Source organism: Pantoea sp. Sc1 (assembly GCF_000255315.1).
GTDB lineage: Bacteria > Pseudomonadota > Gammaproteobacteria > Enterobacterales > Enterobacteriaceae > Pantoea > Pantoea anthophila.
Map to the genome: position 1 here is coordinate 1,725,460 of NZ_AJFP01000001.1, position 19,946 is coordinate 1,745,405.

At 55.8% G+C, this 19,946-nt stretch carries 25 protein-coding genes; 5 read left to right on the plus strand and 20 right to left on the minus strand.

What is annotated here, in order from left to right; all coding sequences use genetic code 11:
* Positions 1–32: 32 nt before the first annotated feature.
* Both S7A_RS21730 and S7A_RS07935 read left to right on the plus strand, forming a co-directional pair.
* Positions 33–164: a hypothetical protein gene (locus tag S7A_RS21730; RefSeq protein ID WP_003854444.1), complete on the plus strand. Its 132-nt coding sequence runs from the start codon at positions 33–35 to the stop codon at positions 162–164.
* 176 nt (positions 165–340) lie between these two features.
* On the plus strand, positions 341–520 hold the full coding sequence (locus tag S7A_RS07935) for a YodC family protein (protein WP_009089530.1): 180 nt from the start codon (positions 341–343) through the stop codon (positions 518–520).
* Between the two features lie 164 nt (positions 521–684).
* Here the strand turns inward: S7A_RS07935 and S7A_RS07940 are convergent, their stop codons facing one another.
* The 3 genes from S7A_RS07940 to S7A_RS07950 form a co-directional block, all read right to left on the minus strand.
* Positions 685–1,905: a glycosyl transferase gene (locus tag S7A_RS07940; RefSeq protein WP_009089531.1), complete on the minus strand. Its 1,221-nt coding sequence runs from the start codon at positions 1,903–1,905 to the stop codon at positions 685–687.
* Positions 1,906–1,935: 30 nt separating this feature from the next.
* A complete protein-coding gene (locus S7A_RS07945) occupies positions 1,936–2,727 on the minus strand; it encodes a mannosyl-3-phosphoglycerate phosphatase-related protein (protein WP_009089533.1) in 792 nt (263 codons plus the stop codon).
* Between the two features lie 354 nt (positions 2,728–3,081).
* A complete protein-coding gene (locus S7A_RS07950) occupies positions 3,082–3,315 on the minus strand; it encodes a DUF2525 domain-containing protein (protein ID WP_009089534.1) in 234 nt (77 codons plus the stop codon).
* A gap of 317 nt (positions 3,316–3,632) precedes the next feature.
* On the opposite strand from S7A_RS07950, the gene S7A_RS20765 reads away from it, so the two are divergent.
* Both S7A_RS20765 and dsrB read left to right on the plus strand, forming a co-directional pair.
* Positions 3,633–3,791, plus strand: a complete 159-nt coding sequence (locus S7A_RS20765; protein ID WP_009089537.1) for a YqaE/Pmp3 family membrane protein — start codon at positions 3,633–3,635, stop codon at positions 3,789–3,791.
* A gap of 62 nt (positions 3,792–3,853) precedes the next feature.
* On the plus strand, positions 3,854–4,048 hold the full coding sequence (dsrB, locus tag S7A_RS07960; RefSeq protein ID WP_009089538.1) for a protein DsrB: 195 nt from the start codon (positions 3,854–3,856) through the stop codon (positions 4,046–4,048).
* Between the two features lie 100 nt (positions 4,049–4,148).
* On the opposite strand, the gene S7A_RS07965 is transcribed toward dsrB, so the two are convergent.
* From S7A_RS07965 to fliF, 15 genes are all read right to left on the minus strand, one after another.
* Positions 4,149–5,855 (minus strand): methyl-accepting chemotaxis protein, encoded by a 1,707-nt coding sequence (locus tag S7A_RS07965; protein WP_009089540.1) that lies wholly within the window; start codon positions 5,853–5,855, stop codon positions 4,149–4,151.
* 141 nt (positions 5,856–5,996) lie between these two features.
* Positions 5,997–6,632: a transcriptional regulator RcsA gene (gene rcsA, locus S7A_RS07970; RefSeq protein ID WP_009089542.1), complete on the minus strand. Its 636-nt coding sequence runs from the start codon at positions 6,630–6,632 to the stop codon at positions 5,997–5,999.
* Between the two features lie 627 nt (positions 6,633–7,259).
* Entirely contained in the window at positions 7,260–8,045 is a 786-nt protein-coding gene (gene fliR / locus S7A_RS07975; protein ID WP_009089544.1) for a flagellar biosynthetic protein FliR, read from the minus strand.
* Entirely contained in the window at positions 8,045–8,314 is a 270-nt protein-coding gene (gene fliQ, locus S7A_RS07980; protein ID WP_003854466.1) for a flagellar biosynthesis protein FliQ, read from the minus strand. The genes fliR and fliQ overlap by 1 nt, the downstream gene beginning before the upstream one ends.
* Positions 8,315–8,339: 25 nt before the next feature.
* Entirely contained in the window at positions 8,340–9,071 is a 732-nt protein-coding gene (gene fliP, locus S7A_RS07985; protein WP_009089546.1) for a flagellar type III secretion system pore protein FliP, read from the minus strand.
* Positions 9,071–9,469, minus strand: a complete 399-nt coding sequence (gene fliO, locus S7A_RS07990; protein WP_009089547.1) for a flagellar biosynthetic protein FliO — start codon at positions 9,467–9,469, stop codon at positions 9,071–9,073. The genes fliP and fliO overlap by 1 nt, the downstream gene beginning before the upstream one ends.
* 2 nt (positions 9,470–9,471) lie before the next feature.
* Positions 9,472–9,882 (minus strand): flagellar motor switch protein FliN, encoded by a 411-nt coding sequence (fliN, locus tag S7A_RS07995; RefSeq protein WP_009089549.1) that lies wholly within the window; start codon positions 9,880–9,882, stop codon positions 9,472–9,474.
* Positions 9,875–10,882, minus strand: coding sequence for a flagellar motor switch protein FliM (gene fliM, locus S7A_RS08000; RefSeq protein ID WP_009089551.1), 1,008 nt, complete (start codon positions 10,880–10,882; stop codon positions 9,875–9,877). Before fliM ends, fliN begins: the two co-directional genes overlap by 8 nt.
* Positions 10,883–10,886: 4 nt before the next feature.
* On the minus strand, positions 10,887–11,372 hold the full coding sequence (gene fliL / locus S7A_RS08005) for a flagellar basal body-associated protein FliL (RefSeq protein WP_009089553.1): 486 nt from the start codon (positions 11,370–11,372) through the stop codon (positions 10,887–10,889).
* A 129-nt stretch (positions 11,373–11,501) separates the two neighbouring features.
* Positions 11,502–12,797 (minus strand): flagellar hook-length control protein FliK, encoded by a 1,296-nt coding sequence (locus S7A_RS08010; protein ID WP_009089554.1) that lies wholly within the window; start codon positions 12,795–12,797, stop codon positions 11,502–11,504.
* Positions 12,794–13,237, minus strand: a complete 444-nt coding sequence (gene fliJ / locus S7A_RS08015; RefSeq protein ID WP_009089556.1) for a flagellar export protein FliJ — start codon at positions 13,235–13,237, stop codon at positions 12,794–12,796. Before fliJ ends, S7A_RS08010 begins: the two co-directional genes overlap by 4 nt.
* A 19-nt stretch (positions 13,238–13,256) precedes the next feature.
* Positions 13,257–14,627 carry a flagellar protein export ATPase FliI gene (gene fliI / locus S7A_RS08020; protein WP_009089558.1) on the minus strand — a complete coding sequence of 457 codons (1,371 nt, stop codon included), beginning with the start codon at positions 14,625–14,627 and terminating at the stop codon, positions 13,257–13,259.
* Complete coding sequence (gene fliH, locus S7A_RS08025; protein WP_009089560.1) at positions 14,627–15,319, minus strand: flagellar assembly protein FliH; 693 nt, start codon at positions 15,317–15,319, stop codon at positions 14,627–14,629. Before fliH ends, fliI begins: the two co-directional genes overlap by 1 nt.
* Complete coding sequence (gene fliG / locus S7A_RS08030; protein ID WP_009089561.1) at positions 15,312–16,304, minus strand: flagellar motor switch protein FliG; 993 nt, start codon at positions 16,302–16,304, stop codon at positions 15,312–15,314. Before fliG ends, fliH begins: the two co-directional genes overlap by 8 nt.
* Entirely contained in the window at positions 16,301–18,028 is a 1,728-nt protein-coding gene (gene fliF, locus S7A_RS08035) for a flagellar basal-body MS-ring/collar protein FliF (RefSeq protein WP_009089564.1), read from the minus strand. The genes fliG and fliF overlap by 4 nt, the downstream gene beginning before the upstream one ends.
* Positions 18,029–18,260: 232 nt before the next feature.
* On the opposite strand from fliF, the gene fliE reads away from it, so the two are divergent.
* Complete coding sequence (gene fliE, locus S7A_RS08040) at positions 18,261–18,572, plus strand: flagellar hook-basal body complex protein FliE (protein ID WP_009089566.1); 312 nt, start codon at positions 18,261–18,263, stop codon at positions 18,570–18,572.
* A 31-nt stretch (positions 18,573–18,603) separates the two neighbouring features.
* On the opposite strand, the gene S7A_RS21220 is transcribed toward fliE, so the two are convergent.
* Together S7A_RS21220 and S7A_RS21225 are read right to left on the minus strand one after the other, a co-directional pair.
* Positions 18,604–19,224 (minus strand): site-specific integrase, encoded by a 621-nt coding sequence (locus S7A_RS21220; protein WP_050544650.1) that lies wholly within the window; start codon positions 19,222–19,224, stop codon positions 18,604–18,606.
* Positions 19,203–19,631, minus strand: coding sequence for a hypothetical protein (locus tag S7A_RS21225; RefSeq protein ID WP_050544651.1), 429 nt, complete (start codon positions 19,629–19,631; stop codon positions 19,203–19,205). The genes S7A_RS21220 and S7A_RS21225 overlap by 22 nt, the downstream gene beginning before the upstream one ends.
* Positions 19,632–19,946: the final 315 nt, after the last annotated feature.

Below are 19,946 nucleotides of genomic sequence, written 5' to 3' on the forward strand. Positions count from 1 at the left end.
GCGCACTGCGATTTACGGTCAGGAGAATGACGATGAACGACGATATGTTTGAATTTGATATTGACGCACAGCTTGAGCAGGCGGAAGCGAAAGCAGAGAAAAAAGCCAGCGAAGTGCCGGACGATCTCGGTGATGAAGCCGATTGCGAAGGCTGTAAAATCTGACGTCAGCGTCGGTTCCTCATCAAAGCGGATAATATTTTTTATCCGCTTTTTTATTTTCAATATATCCATCTGCTTAATTCCGAATTTGCCCTTTTTATGCGTGCCTTAACAGGCAGGAACCGCATTCGCCTGCTATAAAGAAAATAATCACTCAGGTTAATAAAAAGGAGCGCAGCATGGTTTTCGCAATCAGTGAAGAGGTTCAGCACAAGGAAGAAGGGCACACCATGGTGGTGACCGGCTACGCCAGTGGCATGGTCGAGTGTCGCTGGTACGACGGCTATGCGGTGCGCCGTGAAGCCTTTCGCAGCGATGAACTCTGCGCGCTGAATCCTGAGCAGCAGCTGGCGAGCTGAATCGCAGGCGGGCAGCGCGCCGCGAAGAACGGGCCTGTCAGGCTGCGGCGCTTTATCCCTGAAAGGCCTGCCATTTCGCAGGCCTCTTCTTCTATCCTGAAGCTTTATCGAGGCTCTGCGCCTCCTCCTTGTGAACGCGGACACAATCCCTGTGCCGCTCCTGCTCAGACGTTACCGTCGTTATCCTCCTCTACCGCCTGATAGATACGCTGCAGCACGTCAGGAAACGCTGACTGGACGCGGCTCCAGCTCGGAATAAAGGGCTTGTCGTTGGGACGCTCGATAAACGCCTGACCCGCCTCCAGAATCGACTGTGTAAACATCTCGACCGCCGCCTCTTCCACATGCTGATCGAACTTCAGGCCATTCATGACCGCTTCGTGGTTGTAAGTCTCCATCATATCCAGCGCATTACGGTAGTAGGTCGCTTTCAGCACCCGGAATGAGTCGCTGGTGAGCGGAACGCCCATGGTGGCCAGCTTACGCAGCAGTGACTGAACAATGTCGCTGCTCATTCGCTTCAGGCCGCCTGTGCCATCATCCTCGGCCAGCGGCTGATGTTTGTGGTCATAGTTATCGGCGATCTCGACCTGACACGACTGGCGGGTAGTGTAGTTGCGGTAAATCTCCGACAGCACGCCGATCTCCAGTCCCCAGTCGCCAGGAATTTTAATGCCGTTGAGGACATGGGTGCGCATGGCAAACTCGCCGGAGAGCGGATAGCGGAAGCTCGACAGGTAATCGAGATACTCTGAGTGGCCATAGACTTTCTGCAGCGAGCGCAGCAGCGGCCCGACCAGCAGGCGGCCCACGCGGCCATTCAGCTTGCCGTCGGCCACGCGCGCATAGAAGCCCTTACAGAACTCATACTGAAACGCCGGGTTCGCCAGCGGGTAGAGCAGACGTGCCAGCATGCCGCGCTCATAGGTGACGATATCGCAGTCATGCAGGGCCACACAGCTGGTGCGGTCGGAGGCCAGCGTGTAGCCGGTACAGAACCAGACGTTGCGTCCCTTACCCGGATTGGTGGGGGAGAGCCCCTCTTTATCCAGCTCCGCATCGATCGCCTTCAGGCGCGGGCCATCGTTCCAAAGGATACGGTGGCGCTGCGGCAGCCGGGAGAAGAAGTCGCGGGCAAACAGGAACTGGTCGCGGTCGGCCCGATCCAGCCCGATCACAATTTCATCCAGGTAGGGCACCTTCGCCAGCTCATCGACGATATTGGTCAGTGCCGGACCTTCAAGTTCGGAAAACAGCGACGGCAGGATCAGCCCCATTTTGCGTTTGCGGGCAAAGCGAACCATCTCTTTTTCCAGCGACTCCACGCTGCGGTGGGTGAGGTTATGGAAGTTGGTGATTACGCCATTCTGATAAAAGTCACTCATCGCTTCATCCTTTTCATGCCCGTGGGCAGCTCATTGAGGTTGAGTCAAAAAATAGTCGAGCCCTTCACGCCAGCCTTCAGGGCCGTGGTGAGCGGTGTGATAAACCTGCTGCTGATCGGTGCGGCTGAGGGTCACCGGCGTTTTACTGTAGCCTTTGATGACGACCGCATAATCCACCGCATCCAGCATCGGGGCGTCGTTTGGCCCATCCCCCAGTCCGATAGTGACGCGTGACTCGCCGGGAGAGTGTGCCAGCAGCCAGCGCAGGGCTTCGCCTTTGCCACTGCCTGCCGGCATCACATGCCAGAAACGGCCGCCCTGAGTGAGCGCCAGCCCTTCTGCATGCAGTGCCTCATGAAACCGGTCAAAGGCCTCATCGCTGTCGCGCCAGACCACCACTTCTGACGCATCCCGCTGACGGGAGAGGGCCGCATCCGCTTCACTCAGACCGGTCATGGCGGCCACCTCCGGATCGGAGAAGTCGTGAAATCCGGTGAAGCGGAAGTGGCTTTTCAGTCCAGCCAGACGCTCACAGAGCGCCTCATAGCTGAGGGCGCTATCAGGCAGACGAATCCGTTGCTGATCCAGGGTCTGCACCACGGCACCGTTTTCCGCAATAAAGGGGGAACCGGCGATGCCGAGCTTTTTCTGCAGCGGGACAATTTCAGCTGCGGTCTTGCTGGAGCAGATGACCAGCGGCACCGCATGCTCCCGGAGTGTGGTCAGCCATTCCGTAGCCGCATCCCAGCGATAGCTGTGATGGTCGAGCAGTGAACCATCCAAATCGGTAATTACCATTAAGGGGTGCTGAAGATCGGGCATGAACAGGCTCCTTTCATCACGTTCGCCGCTAAAGCAGCGATTTTTCAATATTATAGTTGAATATGGCGCACACTTTTTTTCCTGCCACACCGGCCAGAAATCCAGGATTATTCTTAAAAACAGGCCCGCAGGAAAGTGGGGGATGCAGGAATTGTGCAGGGCTAAGTGACTGTGCAGCGCGGTGTTTTTAACCTGTATCGCGTCAGCGTGAGTGGGGCGGTTGCAGAAACGTGCATATCTGATACTTGTTCAGTTCGGGCAATCAGGTATTCTGCAACGGTGTTAAGAATTCCCTGGTGTAACGAATTGAATTTTTACCCGGCTTCCATGCCGGGTATTTTTTTGAAATCGATTTCAGCGGTTAGCTTCACAGGCGCGACAGTCACTGATGTCGATCTCAAACGCCTCCCCCAGTTCGGCGCCGGAACGAAAAACCTGACCATCAATCTCGCGTCGTGGCGACGGTCCTGCTTCCATAGCGTCCCGTATCTCACCCGACGTTCTGGCCTGAATCGCCGCCAGTAATCCTTCCATATCTACTCTGAGTTCGGCTGGCTGCGCCGCGCTGTCGTGCTTTTCCTCTGTCATTTTCAGACTCCTGAGAGCAAACAGAACTGTAAGTATAGAAGGCGGCAGAGAAAGGCGAGGAAGGGTTAATCGCAGATCAAAAAAAGCCCGCAGAGTGCGGGCAAAATCCTTGTTATTGCAGGAATGCTGCGCTGCCGGGGGGGCGATGCAGCAGGGAGAGTGTAACGGTCAGGCGCGTAAGAAATCCTGCCGTGCACTGTTAAAGAATCGAAAAAGGGCATCCTTACTCAGATTTACCTGACTTTTCCTGTTAACAGAGTAGATTCAGCTATAATTGAGAATAAAGCTGAATTTTTTCAATACCTAAAGGAATGGTTATGGACCTCTTAAGAATTATTATCGCTATCCTGCTGCCCCCACTGGGCGTGTTCATGCAGGTCGGGTTTGGCGGCGCGTTCTGGCTGAATATCCTGCTGACCCTCTGTGGTTATATCCCCGGCATTATCCATGCCGTATGGGTCATTGCCCGCCGCTAACGCGCTGCATCCCTCAGGTTCTTCGGTTAGACTGTACGCAGTAAATCATCAGGAGAACCGACATGAAGGTAAATGACCGCGTCAGCGTCAGAACGGATGGCGGCCCGCGTCGCGTGGGCACCATTCTGGCGATGGAGCCGTTCAACGAGGGCACAATGTTTCTGGTTGCGCTCGAAGATTATCCGCTGGGCATCTGGTTTTTTAATGAGACGCATCAGCCGGATGGGATCTTCGTTGAGCCTTACCACGACGCCTGAGCCTGACGCGCATAAAAAAGCCGCCTTTCCGGCTCCCGGAGGCGGCTTTTTGCACATAAAGGGGGCCTGAGCGCTGTCGCCCGCGACCCTGCTTAATGACTCAGAAGGTTTCCCAGTTTTCGTTGCTGCCAGCCAGCGCCGGGCGGGGCGCGACGGCCACCGTTTTAACCGGCGCAGCCGGACGGGAAGCCATCGCGGTGGCCGCCGGTGAAGCCTGCAGGCGGAAGGCGGCGACGGCCTGGGTCAGTTTACCCGCCTGATCCTCCAGTGACGCGGCGGCGGCTGTCGCTTCTTCCACCAGCGAGGCGTTCTGCTGAGTGACGTTATCCATCTCGGTCACCGCCTGGCTGACCTGCTGAATCCCGCGGCTCTGCTCGTCGGAGGCGGCCGCAATCTCTGACATAATATCGGTCACCCGACGCACCGCCTCGACAATCTCACCCATCGTATTCCCGGCTGCGCCCACCTGCTGTGAACCGTCATTAATCAGTGCGACCGACTCGGCAATCAGGGACTCTATCTCTTTTGCCGCCTGCGCACTGCGCTGAGCCAGATTCCGCACTTCGCTGGCGACCACCGCAAAGCCGCGTCCCTGTTCACCGGCACGCGCCGCCTCGACGGCCGCGTTCAGCGCCAGGATGTTAGTCTGAAACGCAATGCTGTTGATGACGTTAGTGATCTCCGCAATCTTCTTCGAGCTGCCGGAAATATTGGTCATGGTTTTCACCACACCGCTGACCAGCTCGCCGCCGCTGCGGGCCTTGCCGGAGGCATCGGCAGCCAGCTGACTGGCGTGATGCGCGTTCTCCGCATTCTGCTTCACGGTGGCGGTAAGCTCTTCCATGCTGGCCGCGGTCTGTTCCAGCGCGGCGGCCTGCTGCTCGGTGCGGGAAGAGAGGTCGGTGTTACCGGCGGAGATTTCGCTGGACCCCTGATAAATGGCGACAGCGCCTTCTCGCACCGTTCCAACCGTGGTGACCAGTGCCTGCTGCATCAGTTGCAGGTTATGGATCAGCGTACCGATTTCACTGCGCCCACAGGGCAGGGGAGCGGAGGTCAGATCGCCCTGCGCGATGCGTTCGATGCGTTCCACTGACTGCCGTAAAGGATTGATCACAATCCGCCGCAGGAAGACAAAGGTCAGCAGAACCAGTACCAGTGCGGCCACAAACGCAACCCCCATTGCAATAAAACCGATGCGTGACTGCGCATCGGCTTCAGCGGTAATGGCATTCGCCCGGTCGGTCCGGATTTTAATCGCCTTCAGCAGCACCTGATTATATTCATCATCCAGCTTGCGGGTGACATCCGTCTCCTGAGCAATGATCCCCTCAAAGCTGCCCTGCTTACCGGCATTGATCATCGGCAGCAGGCCTTTAGTAATGTAGTTATTGAAGCGTGCCTGCAGCGTGGCATCGAGTTCGGTATCAGAGGGCGACTTCACCTTACGCGCTTCATAGACCGCAAAGCCCTCTTTGGCCTGCTGGATACGTTTTTCGGCTGCCGCGACGTTCGCGCGAAACTCATCCATTTCGCCAATGCGGGCGGCCGCACCGGCCTGAATAATCGTCAGTCGTGCCGTACGCAGATGGTTTGAACTGTTGGCGAGCCCCATACGAACCTGAATTTCATCGGTGGCATCATCGAGGGAGTGATTGCTTAAGGTAAGAAAGTAACTGGCGACGCCAATACAGAGTGCAAACAGCAGCAGAATGCCGCCGAAGATGAGGCTAAACAGCGGTACCAGGCGGAGGTTCTGCCAGATGCCCGCGCTTTTTTGTCCATCATTATCTAATGCAGTGTTCATATCCTTGCTCTCTCAGGGCTGTTGTTATAAGGCTTAACATCGGCAAAGGAGAGTAAAGACTTAGCGGTAAGAGTGAGAGGTGGCTCCCAATTCTGAGCAAAAAAAACCGGCCCATCGGAGCCGGTTTTTCTGGTTTAACCATCAGCGAATATTAACGTAAATACCCGAGGTCACATTATCGGTTAAACGCACCACATGATAAATTACCTGTTTATTATGGGTTTTGATTTTGCGTTTAATATTACCTTTGTGTGACGATACCGTTTTGGCCTTAATTTGCATTTTATCTGAGATCTGAATAGTGTCATGACCTGACATCCACATTTTCAGCATGTTTGACTCGGTCTGGCTCAGCGTCAGCGGGTGAACATCCATGCCCGAAGAGATGCGCGCAGACTGGTTGAGTTTCTTCTGCAAATAGGTACTGAGTAAGGAATCCAGGGTCGACGTTTTCATCGATTTTGATGTAATAATCAGGTTCTTACGAACGTAGAGATATTCCTCAAAATGGATATTGCTAATCGCCATAAAGATAAAGAAGAGTGTATCGGGATGCTGCGTAATAATGCTGCGGATACGCTCACTGGAATCGGATTCATGAATGAAACAATCTTCATTAATAAATACGACACCAGGATTTAATTGCTCACATTTCTGCTGTAGTTGCTCAATGTCGGAGACGGAAGAGATATTTTTCTTCTTAACTCCTTTCAAAGACATGTAGTCTGTTAATCCCAGGCGTGTGTAGTTGCAGGAATCCATAATAATAGTTGGCATAATAGCGACCCTCACCAATTTGTTATCCGTTTAAATCAACGATGAATACGCGTTGCGATACGAGAGAGATTTCTTAGGTACTTTTTTATTCTGCTCGTGCAGTGTGGTAACAGGCAATCGCCCGTAAAAGTCTTCATCCCTGACCCGTTCTGCAAAAAATTTGTGCTGCCCTGACGTCACACATTCTCCGACTGTGGCGGGGAGTGCCAGTGAAATGCCGGAGGTTAAGTATTACTCAATTTTTGGGAGCCTTGTCACTATCCCTGAAAACCCGGAGTTTTCTGATAGGACAATTCTCAAAAACATTTGTTTTACGAAAGTGTGATGTCTCAGCGTGCGTTGACAATGCCGGAAAAAACATTTTTTAACAAGAAAAATTCGTTAAAGTTTTTTTCTTCGCAATTTCAATGATTTGACCGATTTGCCTGCACATTCACAGTCTGAGAGCTTCTGTGAACCACCCAACTAAAATACGCGAAGCCCGGTTTAATAAGAATTATTTTCAGACTCTCAGCACATTTATCAGAATATCCTTAGTTGCATTCTGGAAAACATGGTTCGGAAAATGCACGGATGGTTTTGCGATACTTAAGTGTGGTGATGGAAAGATAGTTAGAAAGTTAATGTTCAGGTTCGGGATAGTTCTGTCAGGAACAGGGCGAGTAAATCAAATACTTCACCGAACAAATGCTCACAGAACGGGGCGAGAAGGGGCATCAGCAGGCTGATGGTTAAAATTCCGACTGATAAGGTAATCGGGAAGCCGATTGCGAAGATCGATAACTGTGGTGAAACGCGGTTTAACAAACCCAGTACCAGATTTAGCATGAGTAACAAAACGATTAAGGGCAGCGCTAACATCATGCCATTAAGGAAAATTAATCCGCCCGATTTCACCAGCGCCATAAAAGCATTGGCATTCAGCGGGTGACCGCCAATCGGCAGGGTATGAAAACTGTCCGCCAGTAACGACATCAGCCACAGGTGTCCGTTAAAGGTCAGGAACAGTAACATCGCCAGCATGTCGAGAAAGCGGGCCAGCACCGGCATGTTCAGACGGCTGCCGGGGTCGAAAAAGGTGGCGAACGACAGACCCATCTGCAGGCCAATCACTTCCCCGGCGCAGCGCACGGCTGCGAAGGCAAACTGCATGGTGAAGCCCAGTGCGATGCCAATCAGCATCTGCTGGATCAGCAGCCAGAATCCGGCAGGGGAAAAGAGCGTGACATTAACAGCAGGCAGCAGCGGCATCAGCAGCCACGTGATCATCACCGCCAGTCCGATTTTGACACGCTTACTGACGGAACGTTCACTGAGGATCGGTGCGGTGGCGAACAACGCCATGATACGCACCAGTGGCCAGAAGAACTGGCTGACCCACTGAACCAGCTGGCTGCTGTCGAGAGTAATCATCAGCCGATGATGTAAGGCAGGTTAGTAAAGACGGTGCGGATATAGTCCAGCAGCAGATTCAGCATCCACGGGCCGGCAATAATCCCGGTGGTCGCCACCGCCAGGATCTTGGGAATAAAGGATAAGGTCTGTTCGTTGACCTGGGTTGCCGCCTGGATCAGGCTGATCAGCAGGCCGCTGACCAGCGCAGCCAGCAGCAGCGGGGCGGCCAGCATCAGGGCGACGCGCATCGCTTCCTGTCCCATTACCATTACTGATTCGGGTGTCATGTGTTGCTCCGGGAAGAAAAGGGGATCAGGAGTAGAAGCTTTGCGCCAGTGAACCGACCAGCAGCTGCCAGCCATCGACCAGAACAAACAGCATCAGTTTAAACGGCAGTGAGATGGTCGCGGGCGGCACCATCATCATCCCCAGCGCCATCAGCACGCTGGCGACGACCAGGTCAATGATCAAAAACGGGATAAAGACGGTAAAGCCAATCTGGAACGCGGTCTTCAGCTCGCTGGTCACGTAAGCGGGCAGCAGAATGCGCATCGGCACGGCTTCCGGACCGGCAATCGGTGCCACGTTTGCCAGCCGGGCAAACAGGGCTAAGTCCGCTTCACGCGTCTGGCGCAGCATAAAATCACGCAGCGGCTGGGCTCCTTTCTCAATCGCCACATCCATGCTGATCTTGTCCTGACTGAAGGGCAGATAGGCATCCTGATAAATCCGGTCAAAGGTCGGCGCCATGATAAAGAAGGTCAGGAACAGCGACAGGCCAAGCAGCACCTGATTCGGCGGGGCCGAGGGCGTGCCCAGCGCGTTACGCAGCAGACCAAACACAATGATGATACGGGTGAAGCTGGTCATCATCAGCAGCACCGCCGGAATAAAGGTCAGCGCCGTGATAAAGACCAGCGTCTGCACCGGCAGCGACCAGCTCTGACCGCCATTAGGCAGCGAATGACTCACCAGTCCCGGCAGCTGGGCATGGGCAACCGGTGCCAGTAACAGGAGTGGCAGTAAAGGAAGCAGTCGACGCATCATGGGTTTTTTCCGGGACGTTTAACCAGGTTCTGTAACAGCTGACGAAAATCCTGTGGTGTACTGTTGACCGGCGTCACTGACGCCGGTTCACCCGGCGGCAGGGTGTGCAGGTGAGTAATCTGCTGTGCGGTGATGCCCAGCACCAGACGGGCATCGGCGGTATCCACAATCACCACCCGCTCACGCTGGCCCACGGAGACGCTGGCTGTGAGCTTCAGCTCCTGGCTGCTGACCTTTTTCGGCGCGAAGCCGACACGGCGTGCCAGCCAGGCGCAGGCCAGAATCAGTAAAATAATTAACGCTAATACGCTGCTGACCTGAGCCAGCATCGAGCCGGTGGAGATCGCCTGGGCCTGAGGTGCAGCCGGTTGCAGCGTTTGATTCTGGCTGGTCATATTCAGCGACTCAGACGACGCATACGTTCAGACGGGGTGATGATATCCGTGATGCGAACGCCATATTTGTCGTTCACGACCACGACTTCACCCTGAGCGATCAGGTAGCCATTAATCAGGATATCAAGCGGTTCACCCGCCAGGCCATCCAGTGACACCACGGAACCCTGCGTCAGACGCAGCAGCTCTTTGATGGTCATCTTGGTGCGGCCCAGTTCCACGGTGAGCTTCACCGGGATATCCATAATCAGATCGATGTCCTGCAGTGAGCCTGCCACATTCGGGCTATCGAATGACTTAAAGACGTCATCGGTTTGCGGCGCGCTGCTGCTGCTGCCGACCTGCTCATTCATCGCTTCAGCCCACAGATCGTCCGCAGAGATATCGTCAGACGGTTTATTACTGTCAGTCATGGGGCTGTTCCTCGTTCAGCGAATTCAAAATCGGGTTAATCAGGTGTTCGACACGGAGCGCATACTGGCCGTTCATCGTGCCATATTGGCTGGTTAAAACCGGGACGCTATCGACATGGGCGATAATGCGTTCCGGCTTCTCAATCGGCAGCACATCGCCGGGTTTCAGCTGCAGGATCCGTGACAGACGCAGCGAGGTTTCGGCAAAGTGAGCGATCAGTTCCAGCTCAGAGTGCTGCACCTGTTTTACCAGGTTGTCACGCCAGTGGTTATCTTCCTGGCGGGAGTTTTCGAGCGGTGGGTTCACCAGCAGCTCGCGCAGCGGTTCAATCATTGAAAACGGGATGCAGATATTAAACTCACCCACCAGGTTACCAATCTCCACCTGGAACGGCGTGTTAACCACGATATCGTTCGGTGAGGTGGTAATGTTGGTGAACTTTACCTGCATCTCTGAACGTACATATTCGACGTCCAGGGGATAAATCGCCTTCCAGGCGTCGCTGTAACCATCCAGCGCCAGCTTCAGCATGCGGCGAATAACCCGCTGCTCGGTATGGGTGAACTCACGGCCCTCGACCTTAGTCGGGAACCGTCCGTCGCCACCAAACAGGTTATCAACGGCGATAAAGACCAGGCTGGGTGAGAACACCACCAGCGCGGTGCCGCGCAGCGGTTTCAGGTGGATCAGGTTCAGGTTGGTTGGCACCGGCAGATTGCGGGCAAACTCATGATACGGCTGAATCTTGATCGCCCCGACGCTGACATCCGGGCTACGGCGCAGCAGGTTAAACAGCGCCATACGGAAACTACGGGCAAAACGCTCGTTAATGATCTCCAGCGCCTGTAAACGCTCGCGCACTACGCGGCGCTGGGTGTTCGGGTCGTAAGGACGAATATCGCCTTCCGGCCCGCTTTGTTTCTTTTCTTCTTCCGCGCTGCCACTGTCGCCGTTTAAAAGGGCGTCAATTTCAGCCTGGGAGAGAATGCTATCGCCCATTGATTCACCTCAAAATGAAGGCGGTAAACAGCACGTCGTTTACAGCCTGCGGAGGTTGACCTTTCACCAGCGGAGGTGTCAGCGCCTGTTTGATTTGTTCAACAAGCGCCTGTTTTCCCTGCTCTGTCGCCAGGGCCGAAGCACTCTGACGCGAGAGCAGCAGCAGCAGACGGCTGCGCACCTCAGGCAGATAGTCATTCATCCGACGACGGGTATCCTCATCGGCCAGACGCAGGGTAAAGCCTACGTACAGCACGCGGTCAGGATCGTTGTCGGGATTGACCAGGTTAACCGTAAATGTATCAAGTGCAAAAAAGACCGGAGCGGGAGGCGGTTCAACTTTCGCCACCTCAGGCTTATCGCCCTCGTGTTTGTTCATCATTCGCCAGACTGCATAGCCTGCCACGCTGCAAGCGGCCAGCGTCACAATGAGCAACACCGGTATTAAGAGTTTACGTTTGCGGCCTTTAGCTTTCGCGTTATCAGACATGGTTGCAGTTACTTCCTGTGAATTATGGGCAAGCCTCTCGGCTCACGGGACAGATTATCCCGCGTCTTAAGTCAAACCAATGGGCAGAATAGACGCGGGTTTTACGCTTACCTTCAGCGTTTATCGCTGTCAGGCAAAAGTGTCGACGGCGCTGTTACCGCTGACGCGAGCCTGAAGGGCGGCGGGGACGGCAATCGGCGTAATGTCGGTGTCACTGTCCTGGGGGAGGGAGAAGCGGCCATGCTGTCCGTCGCGGCGCGCCTCCTGTTGATTCTGGAAGCTCTGGCTCTGCGCGGAACTGTCACTGCTCACCTGACTCTCGCCCAGGTTGATACCGCTCTCTGCCAGCGCGCTGCGCAGCTGCGGTATCGCGGCTTCCAGCGCCGATCTGACGTGGCTGTGGCTGGAAACCAGACTAATTTGTGCCTGGTCGTTATCCAGTTTCAGGCTGATCTGGATAGCGCCGAGGTCTTCCGGATGTAAACGCAACTCCGCGTTCTGCTGGCCGTTGCGACTGAACATCACAATCTGCTGACTCAGCGCCTGCTGCCACTCGTCGCTGCCCAGCTGCGCATTCAGCATCGGCGTTGAGGGGGTGCTGCTGGTCGCTGACGCGGTCACCGGCGCGGGCAGGGTGCTGGCGCTCGTAATCGGGCCGCTGATGTTCAGACCAGTGTCGCTGGCGCTGCTGTGCGCCGGGGCCTGATCATCCTGCTTCATCATCGCACTCAGTGCCTGCTGGAAATGGCTGTCTGAGGCCAGGTTCAGGCTGCTGTTGCTGCTCTGCGCGGTGCTGCTGCTCTGCGCGATGCTGCTGCTCTGGCTCGCCGCAGGCGCGTTCAGCGCCGCACCTTTTATCTCATGCTTCTCATCTTTACCCGGCGCAGTGCTCTGCGATGAGCTGCTCTCCGGTGTCGTGTTCAGCATCTGCGTCAGCGCGGTCAGCATTTTACGGCCGCCGTCGCTCTGGCTGATTACCTCACCCGATTCACTGATGACGGGCGGTGGCGCGCTGGCTGTCGCCGTGGCCCCACCCGGCAACATGGCGAACAGCGCCTGCACATTCTGCAGCTCGCTGGCGCTTAAGGATGCCGCGTCCAGGCTCTCTTTATCATCGGCTGATTTTGACCCAGCTTTAATATTTTCCGGTTTCAGCAGGGCAGCCAGGGCAGCAGGATTATCCCGTGTTGCCAGCAGCGCACTGAGCGGAGAAGCAGGTCGACGCTCATCGGCCATTTCTGCTTTGGCGTCAGCGGATTGCGCCGCTTTTCCCTGCTGTTTTGCCAGGCCAAGCAGCTGGTTTCCCAGCGCGGTCAGAAAGTCCTGTGGCAGGGCATCTGACCCTGCCGCAGCGTCGGTTGCGACTGATGGTTCTGCGTCGGTTTTAGCCGTCGCTTTCATGGCAATGTTTGGCAGCGTAATCATTCGCCTCTCCTCAATGCGGCCCTTTGGGCAAATTCGTCCATCCGTTTCTGGTCGAGACGGTTTTCCTGTCGTAATGCATTTTCCGCTGCCCGCGTGATCAGGGTCTGATAGGCGTTCAGCCGCTGCTGTTTGTCACGCCAGTTGATCAGCGCCTGCTCCAGGCGCTGATTCCAGTTATTAAGCTGATTACGGTGCTGCTCAATCGCTTTTTCCAGCGTCTGAATAAACTGGTGATAGTTGGTCCAGCGGGTGCTGGCAATGCCGCTCGACATGTCATCATTAAGTTTGTTGCGATATTCATCCTGATAGTCGAGCAGCATCGTCAGCTGCTCGTTGGCGGCATGCTGGCCGCGGCGCATATCGCCCAGATAGATGGCGGCCCGTTCGAGATCCTGCTCCGCTAAGTCGCGCAGCGTATCGATAGCATTTGCCGTTTTCATAGCCATTACCTCGCGTTAATCAGGTTGAGGCGCCAAACAGCGCATGGAGATGCAGGCTGGCGTCGTCATAATCGCTGCGCTCAAAGATGCCCTGTTGCAGGAAAGCTTCCATCTGCGGATAGAGCCGGATGGCTTTATCCAGCATCGGGTCGCTGCCGGCGGCATAGGCGCCCACGCTGACCAGATCGCGGTTACGCTGGAAGCTGGAGAGCAACTGCTTGAACTGGCGCACCTGGGCATAGTGGTTCTCATCGATCAGCGAGGTCATCGCACGACTGATCGACGCTTCAATATCAATGGCCGGATAGTGACCCGCTTCACCGAGCCGGCGCGACAGCACGATATGGCCGTCGAGAATCGCACGCGCGGAGTCTGCAATCGGGTCCTGCTGATCGTCACCTTCGGTCAGGACGGTATAGAACGCGGTGATGGAACCGCCGCCGTCGATACCGTTACCGGCACGCTCAACCAGCGCAGGCAGTTTGGCGAACACGGAAGGCGGATAGCCTTTGGTTGCCGGGGGTTCACCGATCGCCAGGGCAATTTCACGCTGCGCCATGGCGTAGCGGGTCAGGGAGTCCATAATCAGCAGCACATGCTTGCCGCGGTCGCGAAAATCTTCCGCGATACGGGTCGCGTAGGCGGCACCCTGCATACGCAGCAGCGGTGAAACGTCTGCCGGGGCGGCGATGACCACCGAACGGGCGCGACCTTCAGCCCCGAGAATGTTCTCGATAAAATCTTTAACTTCGCGACCACGTTCGCCAATCAGGCCAACCACGATCACGTCCGCTTTGGTGTAGCGCGCCATCATGCCAAGCAGCACGCTTTTACCCACGCCTGAACCGGCAAACAGGCCCATACGCTGCCCGCGACCCACCGTCAGCAGGGCATTTATGGCACGCACGCCGGTATCCAGTACGTCGGTAATCGGCGTACGCTGCAGCGGGTTAAAAGGCGGCGTGATCAGCGGGGCGCGATAGCCGGTATCCGGTGATGGCAGACCATCCAGCGGCCGGCCACTGCCGTCGAGTACGCGGCCCAGCAGTTCGGGGCCCAGCATCAGCTGTTTGCCCGCCTGCGGATTGTCGCCGCTCTGGCGCGCATAGACCCGCGCGCCGGGTAAAATGCCGTCCACCTCTTCCAGTGGCATCATCAGCAGCTTCTGACCGTTGAATCCCACCACTTCGCTTTCGATTTCGCTGATGTTTTTGCCATCGTTGCGTTCAATGATGCAGGTTGCGCCCAGCGGCAGCTGTAAGCCTGTGGCTTCCAGCACCAGGCCGGTGGCGCGGGTCAGACGGCCATAACGGCGTACCGGCTGCACCTGGGAAATGCGTTTTTCAAAGGCATCCAGCGAGCCCAGCCAGCGGTTCAGACGGGTGGTCATCAGATTTCTCCCGGTGCGGCGAGGCGGCAGAGTTCCTGCCAGCGTGTCGCGACGCTGGCATCCAGATCGCCATCTTCCGCGCTGAGTTTGCAGCCGCCAGGGTGCAGGGTGCTGTCAGCGATCAACCGCCAGCCGTGCAGATCCAGCGTCGGACCCAGGGTCTGTTCAATGCGCTGCAGATCGTCAGGGTGAACGCGCAGCTGAGGTTTGCCGCTGAACATCGGTTCCTGTTGCAGTAAACCCTGAATCTGACGCAGCAGGGCGGTGCCATCCACCGTGGTGGCCTGGCCAATCACCGAGCGCGCGGCTTCCAGCGCCAGCTGCATCAGGCGGGCAGCGATGACGCTGTCCAGCGACTCCAGCGTGTTCTGAAACTCGGTGACCAGCTGGGACATCCGCGCCTGCAGGGGGGCCTGCTGCTGCTGAGCATCGGCCAGACCCTGCTGAAAACCGGCGTCGTAGCCCGCTTTCTGGCCTTCGGTGACGCCCTGCTGAAAGCCTTCGTTGTAACCCTGACCCTGCGCCTCTTTGCGCATCTGCTGCTGCAGACGTTCAAGATGCTGCTGCTGCTCATCAACGCCGTCATCAGATTCAGCGATCTCCGGCAGTGCCTCCGGTTCAGGCTCATCAAAACGACCCAGATCGGTAGGCTGCCACAGCTGCCACGGGCGGGCAGAAAATGCATCAGACATAGGTTTCCTCGCCACCACCAATCACCATCTCGCCAGATTCGGCCAGGCGGCGAACAATCAGCAGGATTGCTTTCTGTTCGTTCTCTACAGCAGACATCCGCACCGGACCGCGGTTGGCCAGATCGTCGCGCAGAATGTCGGCCGCACGGGCTGACATGTTTTTGAGGAACTTCTCGCGCAGCGGCTGTTCGGCCCCTTTCAGTGCCACCAGCAGCTGCTCGGACTCCACTTCCTGCAACAGGCGCTGGATACTGCGGTCGTCCACTTCCACCAGGTTTTCGAACAGGAACATCTCGTCGATAATTTTCTGCGCCAGCTCGCCATCGAAGTCGCGCACGGCTTCGATAACCGCCTCTTCCTGCTGGGTTTTCATCAGGTTGATGATCTCGGCTGCGGTTCTCACGCCGCCCATCTTCGCACGCTTGAGGTTGGTGCCATCCAGCAGGCCGTTCAGCACTTCGGTCAGTTCGGCCAGCGCGGCAGGCTGCACCCCACCAAAGGTCGCGATACGCAGCATTACATCGTGGCGCAGACGCTCGTCGAACAGCGCCAGAATATCGGCCGCCTGACCCCGTTTGAGGTGAACCAGGATGGTGGCGATGATCTGAGGATGCTCGTCGCGGATAAGGTCGGCTGCTGCCTGCGGCTCCATAAAGTTGAGCGTTTCCATCCCGCTGGTGGTTTCCCGCGTTTCGAGAATATCTTCCAGCAGACTGGCGGCACGCTCCTCGCCCAGCGCACGGGTCAGCACCGAGCGCAGGTATTCGTTGGAGTTCAGGCTCAGCGCCGCAAACTGCTCGGCATCGGTTTCGAACTCACGCAGTATCTCGGTCAGCTGCTTGTGTGACACCTGACGCATGCTGGCCATCGCGGCGCTGAGGTGCTGTACTTCGCGCTGGTTCAGATGTTTAAACACTTCCGCGGCGCGCTCTTCGCCAATGGTCATCATCAGGATGGCGCTTTTTTCAGTTCCGGTCAGACTCATAGCTCTTTACTCATCCATTCGCGAATCACCAGCGCAACAACGCGCGGATCGTTTTCTGACATGTCGCGGATGCGTTGACTCATCACTTCTGCGCTCATGCGGTTGTTAGACTTACGTTCCTGCTCCAGCTCATCTTTGCTGAGCTGCACACTAAAGGCTTCCTCTTCTTCCTGCTGCGTGGCGCGGGCGGCAACGGCTTCGGCGGCGGCTTTCTCGGCAGCCTGCTTACGCACCAGATGCGGACGCACCATCTTGCGGTAGAGAATGAAGGCCACCAGTGCAATCAACAGCCATTTACCCGCACTCATCAGCTGATCAAAGAAGGACTGCTGCTGCCAGAAGGGCAGGTCGGTGCTCACCGGCTCAGTCGAGTTGAACTGCGAGTTCACCACGTTGATGCTGTCGCCACGTGTCTGGGAGTAACCCATCGCTTCACGGGTCAGATCTTCAATCTGCTTCAGCTGCGCTTCATTCAGCGCGACCGTTTTGCCTTTGTCGTCGGTACGGAAGTTCACAACCACCGCAACGGAAAGCCGCTGTACGTCACCCACGTTGAGTTTGGTATGACGAATGGTGCGGTCCAGCTCGTAGTTCACGGTGTCATCACGACGTGAGTTGGTCGGCGTCGCGCTGGCTGTGGCGGTGCTGGTGGTCTGGCCGGCGTTGTTCTGTCCGTTAGCATTCTGACCATTGGCGTTCTGGCCATTGGCCGCAGTGTTATTTGGCGTTGTGACCGGCGCTGAGTTAGCTGGCGCAGGCTGGTTAGAGAGTGCGCCCGGCACGCCACCCGGATACGGGCTGCCCGACTGATCGCTGGTGCTGGTCTGACGCGAGCGGATCGCTGTATTCGACGGATTCGCGTTAGGCTGATATTTCTCGTCAGTCTGCTCGCTGGTATCGAAGTTAATCTGCGCGGTGACCTGCGCATGCACGTTGCCCTGGCCCACGATAGGGTTCAGAATCGCTTCAATACGTTGCTGATAACGCGCTTCCACTTCAGAGGCATATTTCAGCTGTGCATCATTCAGATCGCGCCCGACTGAGTCGGAGCGGGTCAGCAGGCGACCGGTCTGATCAACGACCGTCACGTTGCCCGGCGGTAAACCGGCGACGCTGCTGGAGACCATGTGGACGATGGCCTGAATCTGGCCTTCATCGAGCGCACGGCCAGGCTGCAGCGTTAAGGTGACAGAGGCAGACGGGGCTTTCTGCTCACGCACGAACAGGGTCGGTTTTGGCATCGCCAGATGGACACGGGCGCTTTTGACCGGGCCGAGTGATTCGATCGTGCGGGCCAGTTCGCCTTCCAGCGCGCGCTGATAGTTAACCTGCTCGCTGAACTGGCTGATGCCGAACTTCTCTTTATCGAGCAGTTCAAACCCCACCGAGCCGCCTTTCGGCAGACCCTGCTGAGCCAGACGCAGACGCAGCTCGTGCACGTTAGCCTCAGGCACCATCAGTGCGCCGCCGTTTTCAGCGAAGCGATAGGGGATGTTCATCTGCGTCAGCTGCGTGACGATAGCCCCGCCATCTTCATCAGAGAGGTTGTTGTAAAGCACGCTGTAGCTGGGCTGCTTTGCCCACAGCACCATCGCGATGACGATCGCGATAACGGCGGCGGCGGCGACGATAAGAGGAATACGCGGATTGGCGCGCAGGCGAGCGAGCAGGTCACCGAAGCCTTTCTTTTCTTGATCTGTTGTGGCGGCTGTACTCGCATTCATGACCGATTCCTGCCTGACGTAATTGACCGGGTAAGTTGAGATGGCAAAACAGACTCCCTGACCTGCGTAGATAAAATTTCCACTTCAATGCCAGGCATTATTAGGTGATAAGCAAAATTCGATGCGTGGATAAGGTAGGTTTTTTGCTGTCATTTAGCGCCTTTGTCTCATTGACAACGTGTTAACTTTTGCCCACAGAAAAAATCCCACCCTCTTTTATAAGGTATCGTTCATGTCTATTCAGGCTATTGACGGCGTACTCCAGCAGCTTCAGGTCACCTCACTGCAGGCCAGCAACCGCAGCAGTGAAGCTACAAATCAGATCGACTTTGGTGCAACCATGAAGGCCGCACTGGATAAGATCAGCGAAACGCAGACGACCGCCCGCACCCAGGCGCAGGATTTTGAGATGGGTAAACCCGGCGTGGCACTGAATGATGTGATGGTCGATCTCCAGAAATCTTCTATCTCCATGCAGATGGGGATTCAGGTCAGAAACAAGCTGGTCTCTGCGTACAGCGAGATTATGAACATGCAGGTTTAGGCGGGTAACTGTCTGAAGATGCTGAAGTTTATCATACTGCCACTTTGGTGAAGCACGTATGTAGCACAAGATCGCTCATTTTCGTGTTGATGAGTGATAGCTGGTCCGTGTTGTTCTCTGACATCCAGGCGCCATAAACCCGGTACACCATCTGCGCATCGGAGTGACCCATTTGCGATGCAACGTAGTTCGGGTTTGCGCCTGCTGAAAGAGCCCAGCATGCGAACGTGTGACGCGACTGATATGCTTTCCGGTGACGCAGGCCTGCACGCCTCAGTGCGCCGGTCCATATCTGTCCCAGTGACTCTGTTGAGTAATATGCTCCCGACCTCCCGTTGACTGCGTTCACGCTGGGATTAAAGACGAATGTCTTCTGCTCCTCTATTCGCTCGCCATACTCCCTGGTATGAAAAGTGAAAGAGGTCTGAGGATACATTCTGGTCAGCTCCCTTTGGTCACGCAGAATTTCGACAGCTGCATCCATCAGGCATATGACACGGTTACCTGCTTCTGTCTTCGGCGGCGTGAACAGACCCTGTGGCGTAAGGTTGCGGCTGACCGTCAGTTTTTTCGCCTCAAGATCCACATCCTCCCAGGCCAGAGCGCATATCTCGCCATGGCGTAATCCGGTCAGGATGGCAAGCGACCACATGTTCGCCGTCTGCGTGTTGAACATGCCGCGATGAGGCGAGGGTGCTCTTCCCGGGTAATCGGATCCGGACGCTTATTGGATTTTTTGAGAGGTTTTATTCCTGTCATAGGATTTGCCTCGATATATCCGTTGCCATGAGCAAAGGCGAAGATCGCTTTCAGGTCTGCCATGCTGTCATTGACTGTGGCCGCCGTCCTGCCTTTCTTTTCTATATTCATCTTCCTGCCGGTAAAGTAGCTGCCATTGAGAAGTTCAATGTGCAGATTGAGCAGGTCTTTTTGCATGACAGATCGGATGTCCTTTCCGTTGCCTATGACGTCCAGTGTGACTCTGACGCGGCGCTCTGTCGTGACATAGGAGCTATTTGCCCAATCAGGCTTTTTGAGTTTCAGCCATAAATCCGCCACCTCCCTGATAGCGATCGACCTGGATGAGCTAACTCAAATTCCCGGTCAGAATAACCCATGGTAATCCTCTTAATTTTTAATAATTTAGGTTGTAATTTCACTCAGCCACCTTACTCTCACCATCCGATCATCACCAGGAAAAAAACTGTTTATTGAGCAGCGTTTTTAAGTCATAAATTTGGATTAGTGCCATCGATGGCTTTGCTGCGCTCTTCAAGAAATCTTATCTGGCTGTAACTGACGCGCTGGCGAATGGATTCATAGGAGCGGTTTAGTCGCCGCGAGTTCTTTCTGAAGGCCTATCTCATTGGGTGA

Excerpts from the sequence above, each read along its gene's own strand:
- fliN (WP_009089549.1), bottom strand. The coding sequence starts at position 9,882 with ATGACTGACAGTAATAAACCGTCTGACGATATCTCTGCGGACGATCTG.
- fliQ (WP_003854466.1), bottom strand. The coding sequence starts at position 8,314 with ATGACACCCGAATCAGTAATGGTAATGGGACAGGAAGCGATGCGCGTC.
- fliF (WP_009089564.1), bottom strand. The coding sequence starts at position 18,028 with ATGAATGCGAGTACAGCCGCCACAACAGATCAAGAAAAGAAAGGCTTC.
- S7A_RS07965 (WP_009089540.1), bottom strand. The coding sequence starts at position 5,855 with ATGAACACTGCATTAGATAATGATGGACAAAAAAGCGCGGGCATCTGG.
- fliM (WP_009089551.1), bottom strand. The coding sequence starts at position 10,882 with ATGGGCGATAGCATTCTCTCCCAGGCTGAAATTGACGCCCTTTTAAAC.
- fliG (WP_009089561.1), bottom strand. The coding sequence starts at position 16,304 with ATGAGTCTGACCGGAACTGAAAAAAGCGCCATCCTGATGATGACCATT.
- S7A_RS21730 (WP_003854444.1), top strand. The coding sequence starts at position 33 with ATGAACGACGATATGTTTGAATTTGATATTGACGCACAGCTTGAGCAG.
- S7A_RS08010 (WP_009089554.1), bottom strand. The coding sequence starts at position 12,797 with ATGATTACGCTGCCAAACATTGCCATGAAAGCGACGGCTAAAACCGAC.
- fliJ (WP_009089556.1), bottom strand. The coding sequence starts at position 13,237 with ATGAAAACGGCAAATGCTATCGATACGCTGCGCGACTTAGCGGAGCAG.
- fliI (WP_009089558.1), bottom strand. The coding sequence starts at position 14,627 with ATGACCACCCGTCTGAACCGCTGGCTGGGCTCGCTGGATGCCTTTGAA.
- fliH (WP_009089560.1), bottom strand. The coding sequence starts at position 15,319 with ATGTCTGATGCATTTTCTGCCCGCCCGTGGCAGCTGTGGCAGCCTACC.
- fliE (WP_009089566.1), top strand. The coding sequence starts at position 18,261 with ATGTCTATTCAGGCTATTGACGGCGTACTCCAGCAGCTTCAGGTCACC.
- fliR (WP_009089544.1), bottom strand. The coding sequence starts at position 8,045 with ATGATTACTCTCGACAGCAGCCAGCTGGTTCAGTGGGTCAGCCAGTTC.
- S7A_RS07935 (WP_009089530.1), top strand. The coding sequence starts at position 341 with ATGGTTTTCGCAATCAGTGAAGAGGTTCAGCACAAGGAAGAAGGGCAC.
- S7A_RS07940 (WP_009089531.1), bottom strand. The coding sequence starts at position 1,905 with ATGAGTGACTTTTATCAGAATGGCGTAATCACCAACTTCCATAACCTC.
- S7A_RS07950 (WP_009089534.1), bottom strand. The coding sequence starts at position 3,315 with ATGACAGAGGAAAAGCACGACAGCGCGGCGCAGCCAGCCGAACTCAGA.
- dsrB (WP_009089538.1), top strand. The coding sequence starts at position 3,854 with ATGAAGGTAAATGACCGCGTCAGCGTCAGAACGGATGGCGGCCCGCGT.
- rcsA (WP_009089542.1), bottom strand. The coding sequence starts at position 6,632 with ATGCCAACTATTATTATGGATTCCTGCAACTACACACGCCTGGGATTA.
- S7A_RS20765 (WP_009089537.1), top strand. The coding sequence starts at position 3,633 with ATGGACCTCTTAAGAATTATTATCGCTATCCTGCTGCCCCCACTGGGC.
- fliP (WP_009089546.1), bottom strand. The coding sequence starts at position 9,071 with ATGCGTCGACTGCTTCCTTTACTGCCACTCCTGTTACTGGCACCGGTT.
- S7A_RS21220 (WP_050544650.1), bottom strand. The coding sequence starts at position 19,224 with ATGTGGTCGCTTGCCATCCTGACCGGATTACGCCATGGCGAGATATGC.
- fliL (WP_009089553.1), bottom strand. The coding sequence starts at position 11,372 with ATGTCTGATAACGCGAAAGCTAAAGGCCGCAAACGTAAACTCTTAATA.
- S7A_RS07945 (WP_009089533.1), bottom strand. The coding sequence starts at position 2,727 with ATGCCCGATCTTCAGCACCCCTTAATGGTAATTACCGATTTGGATGGT.
- fliO (WP_009089547.1), bottom strand. The coding sequence starts at position 9,469 with ATGACCAGCCAGAATCAAACGCTGCAACCGGCTGCACCTCAGGCCCAG.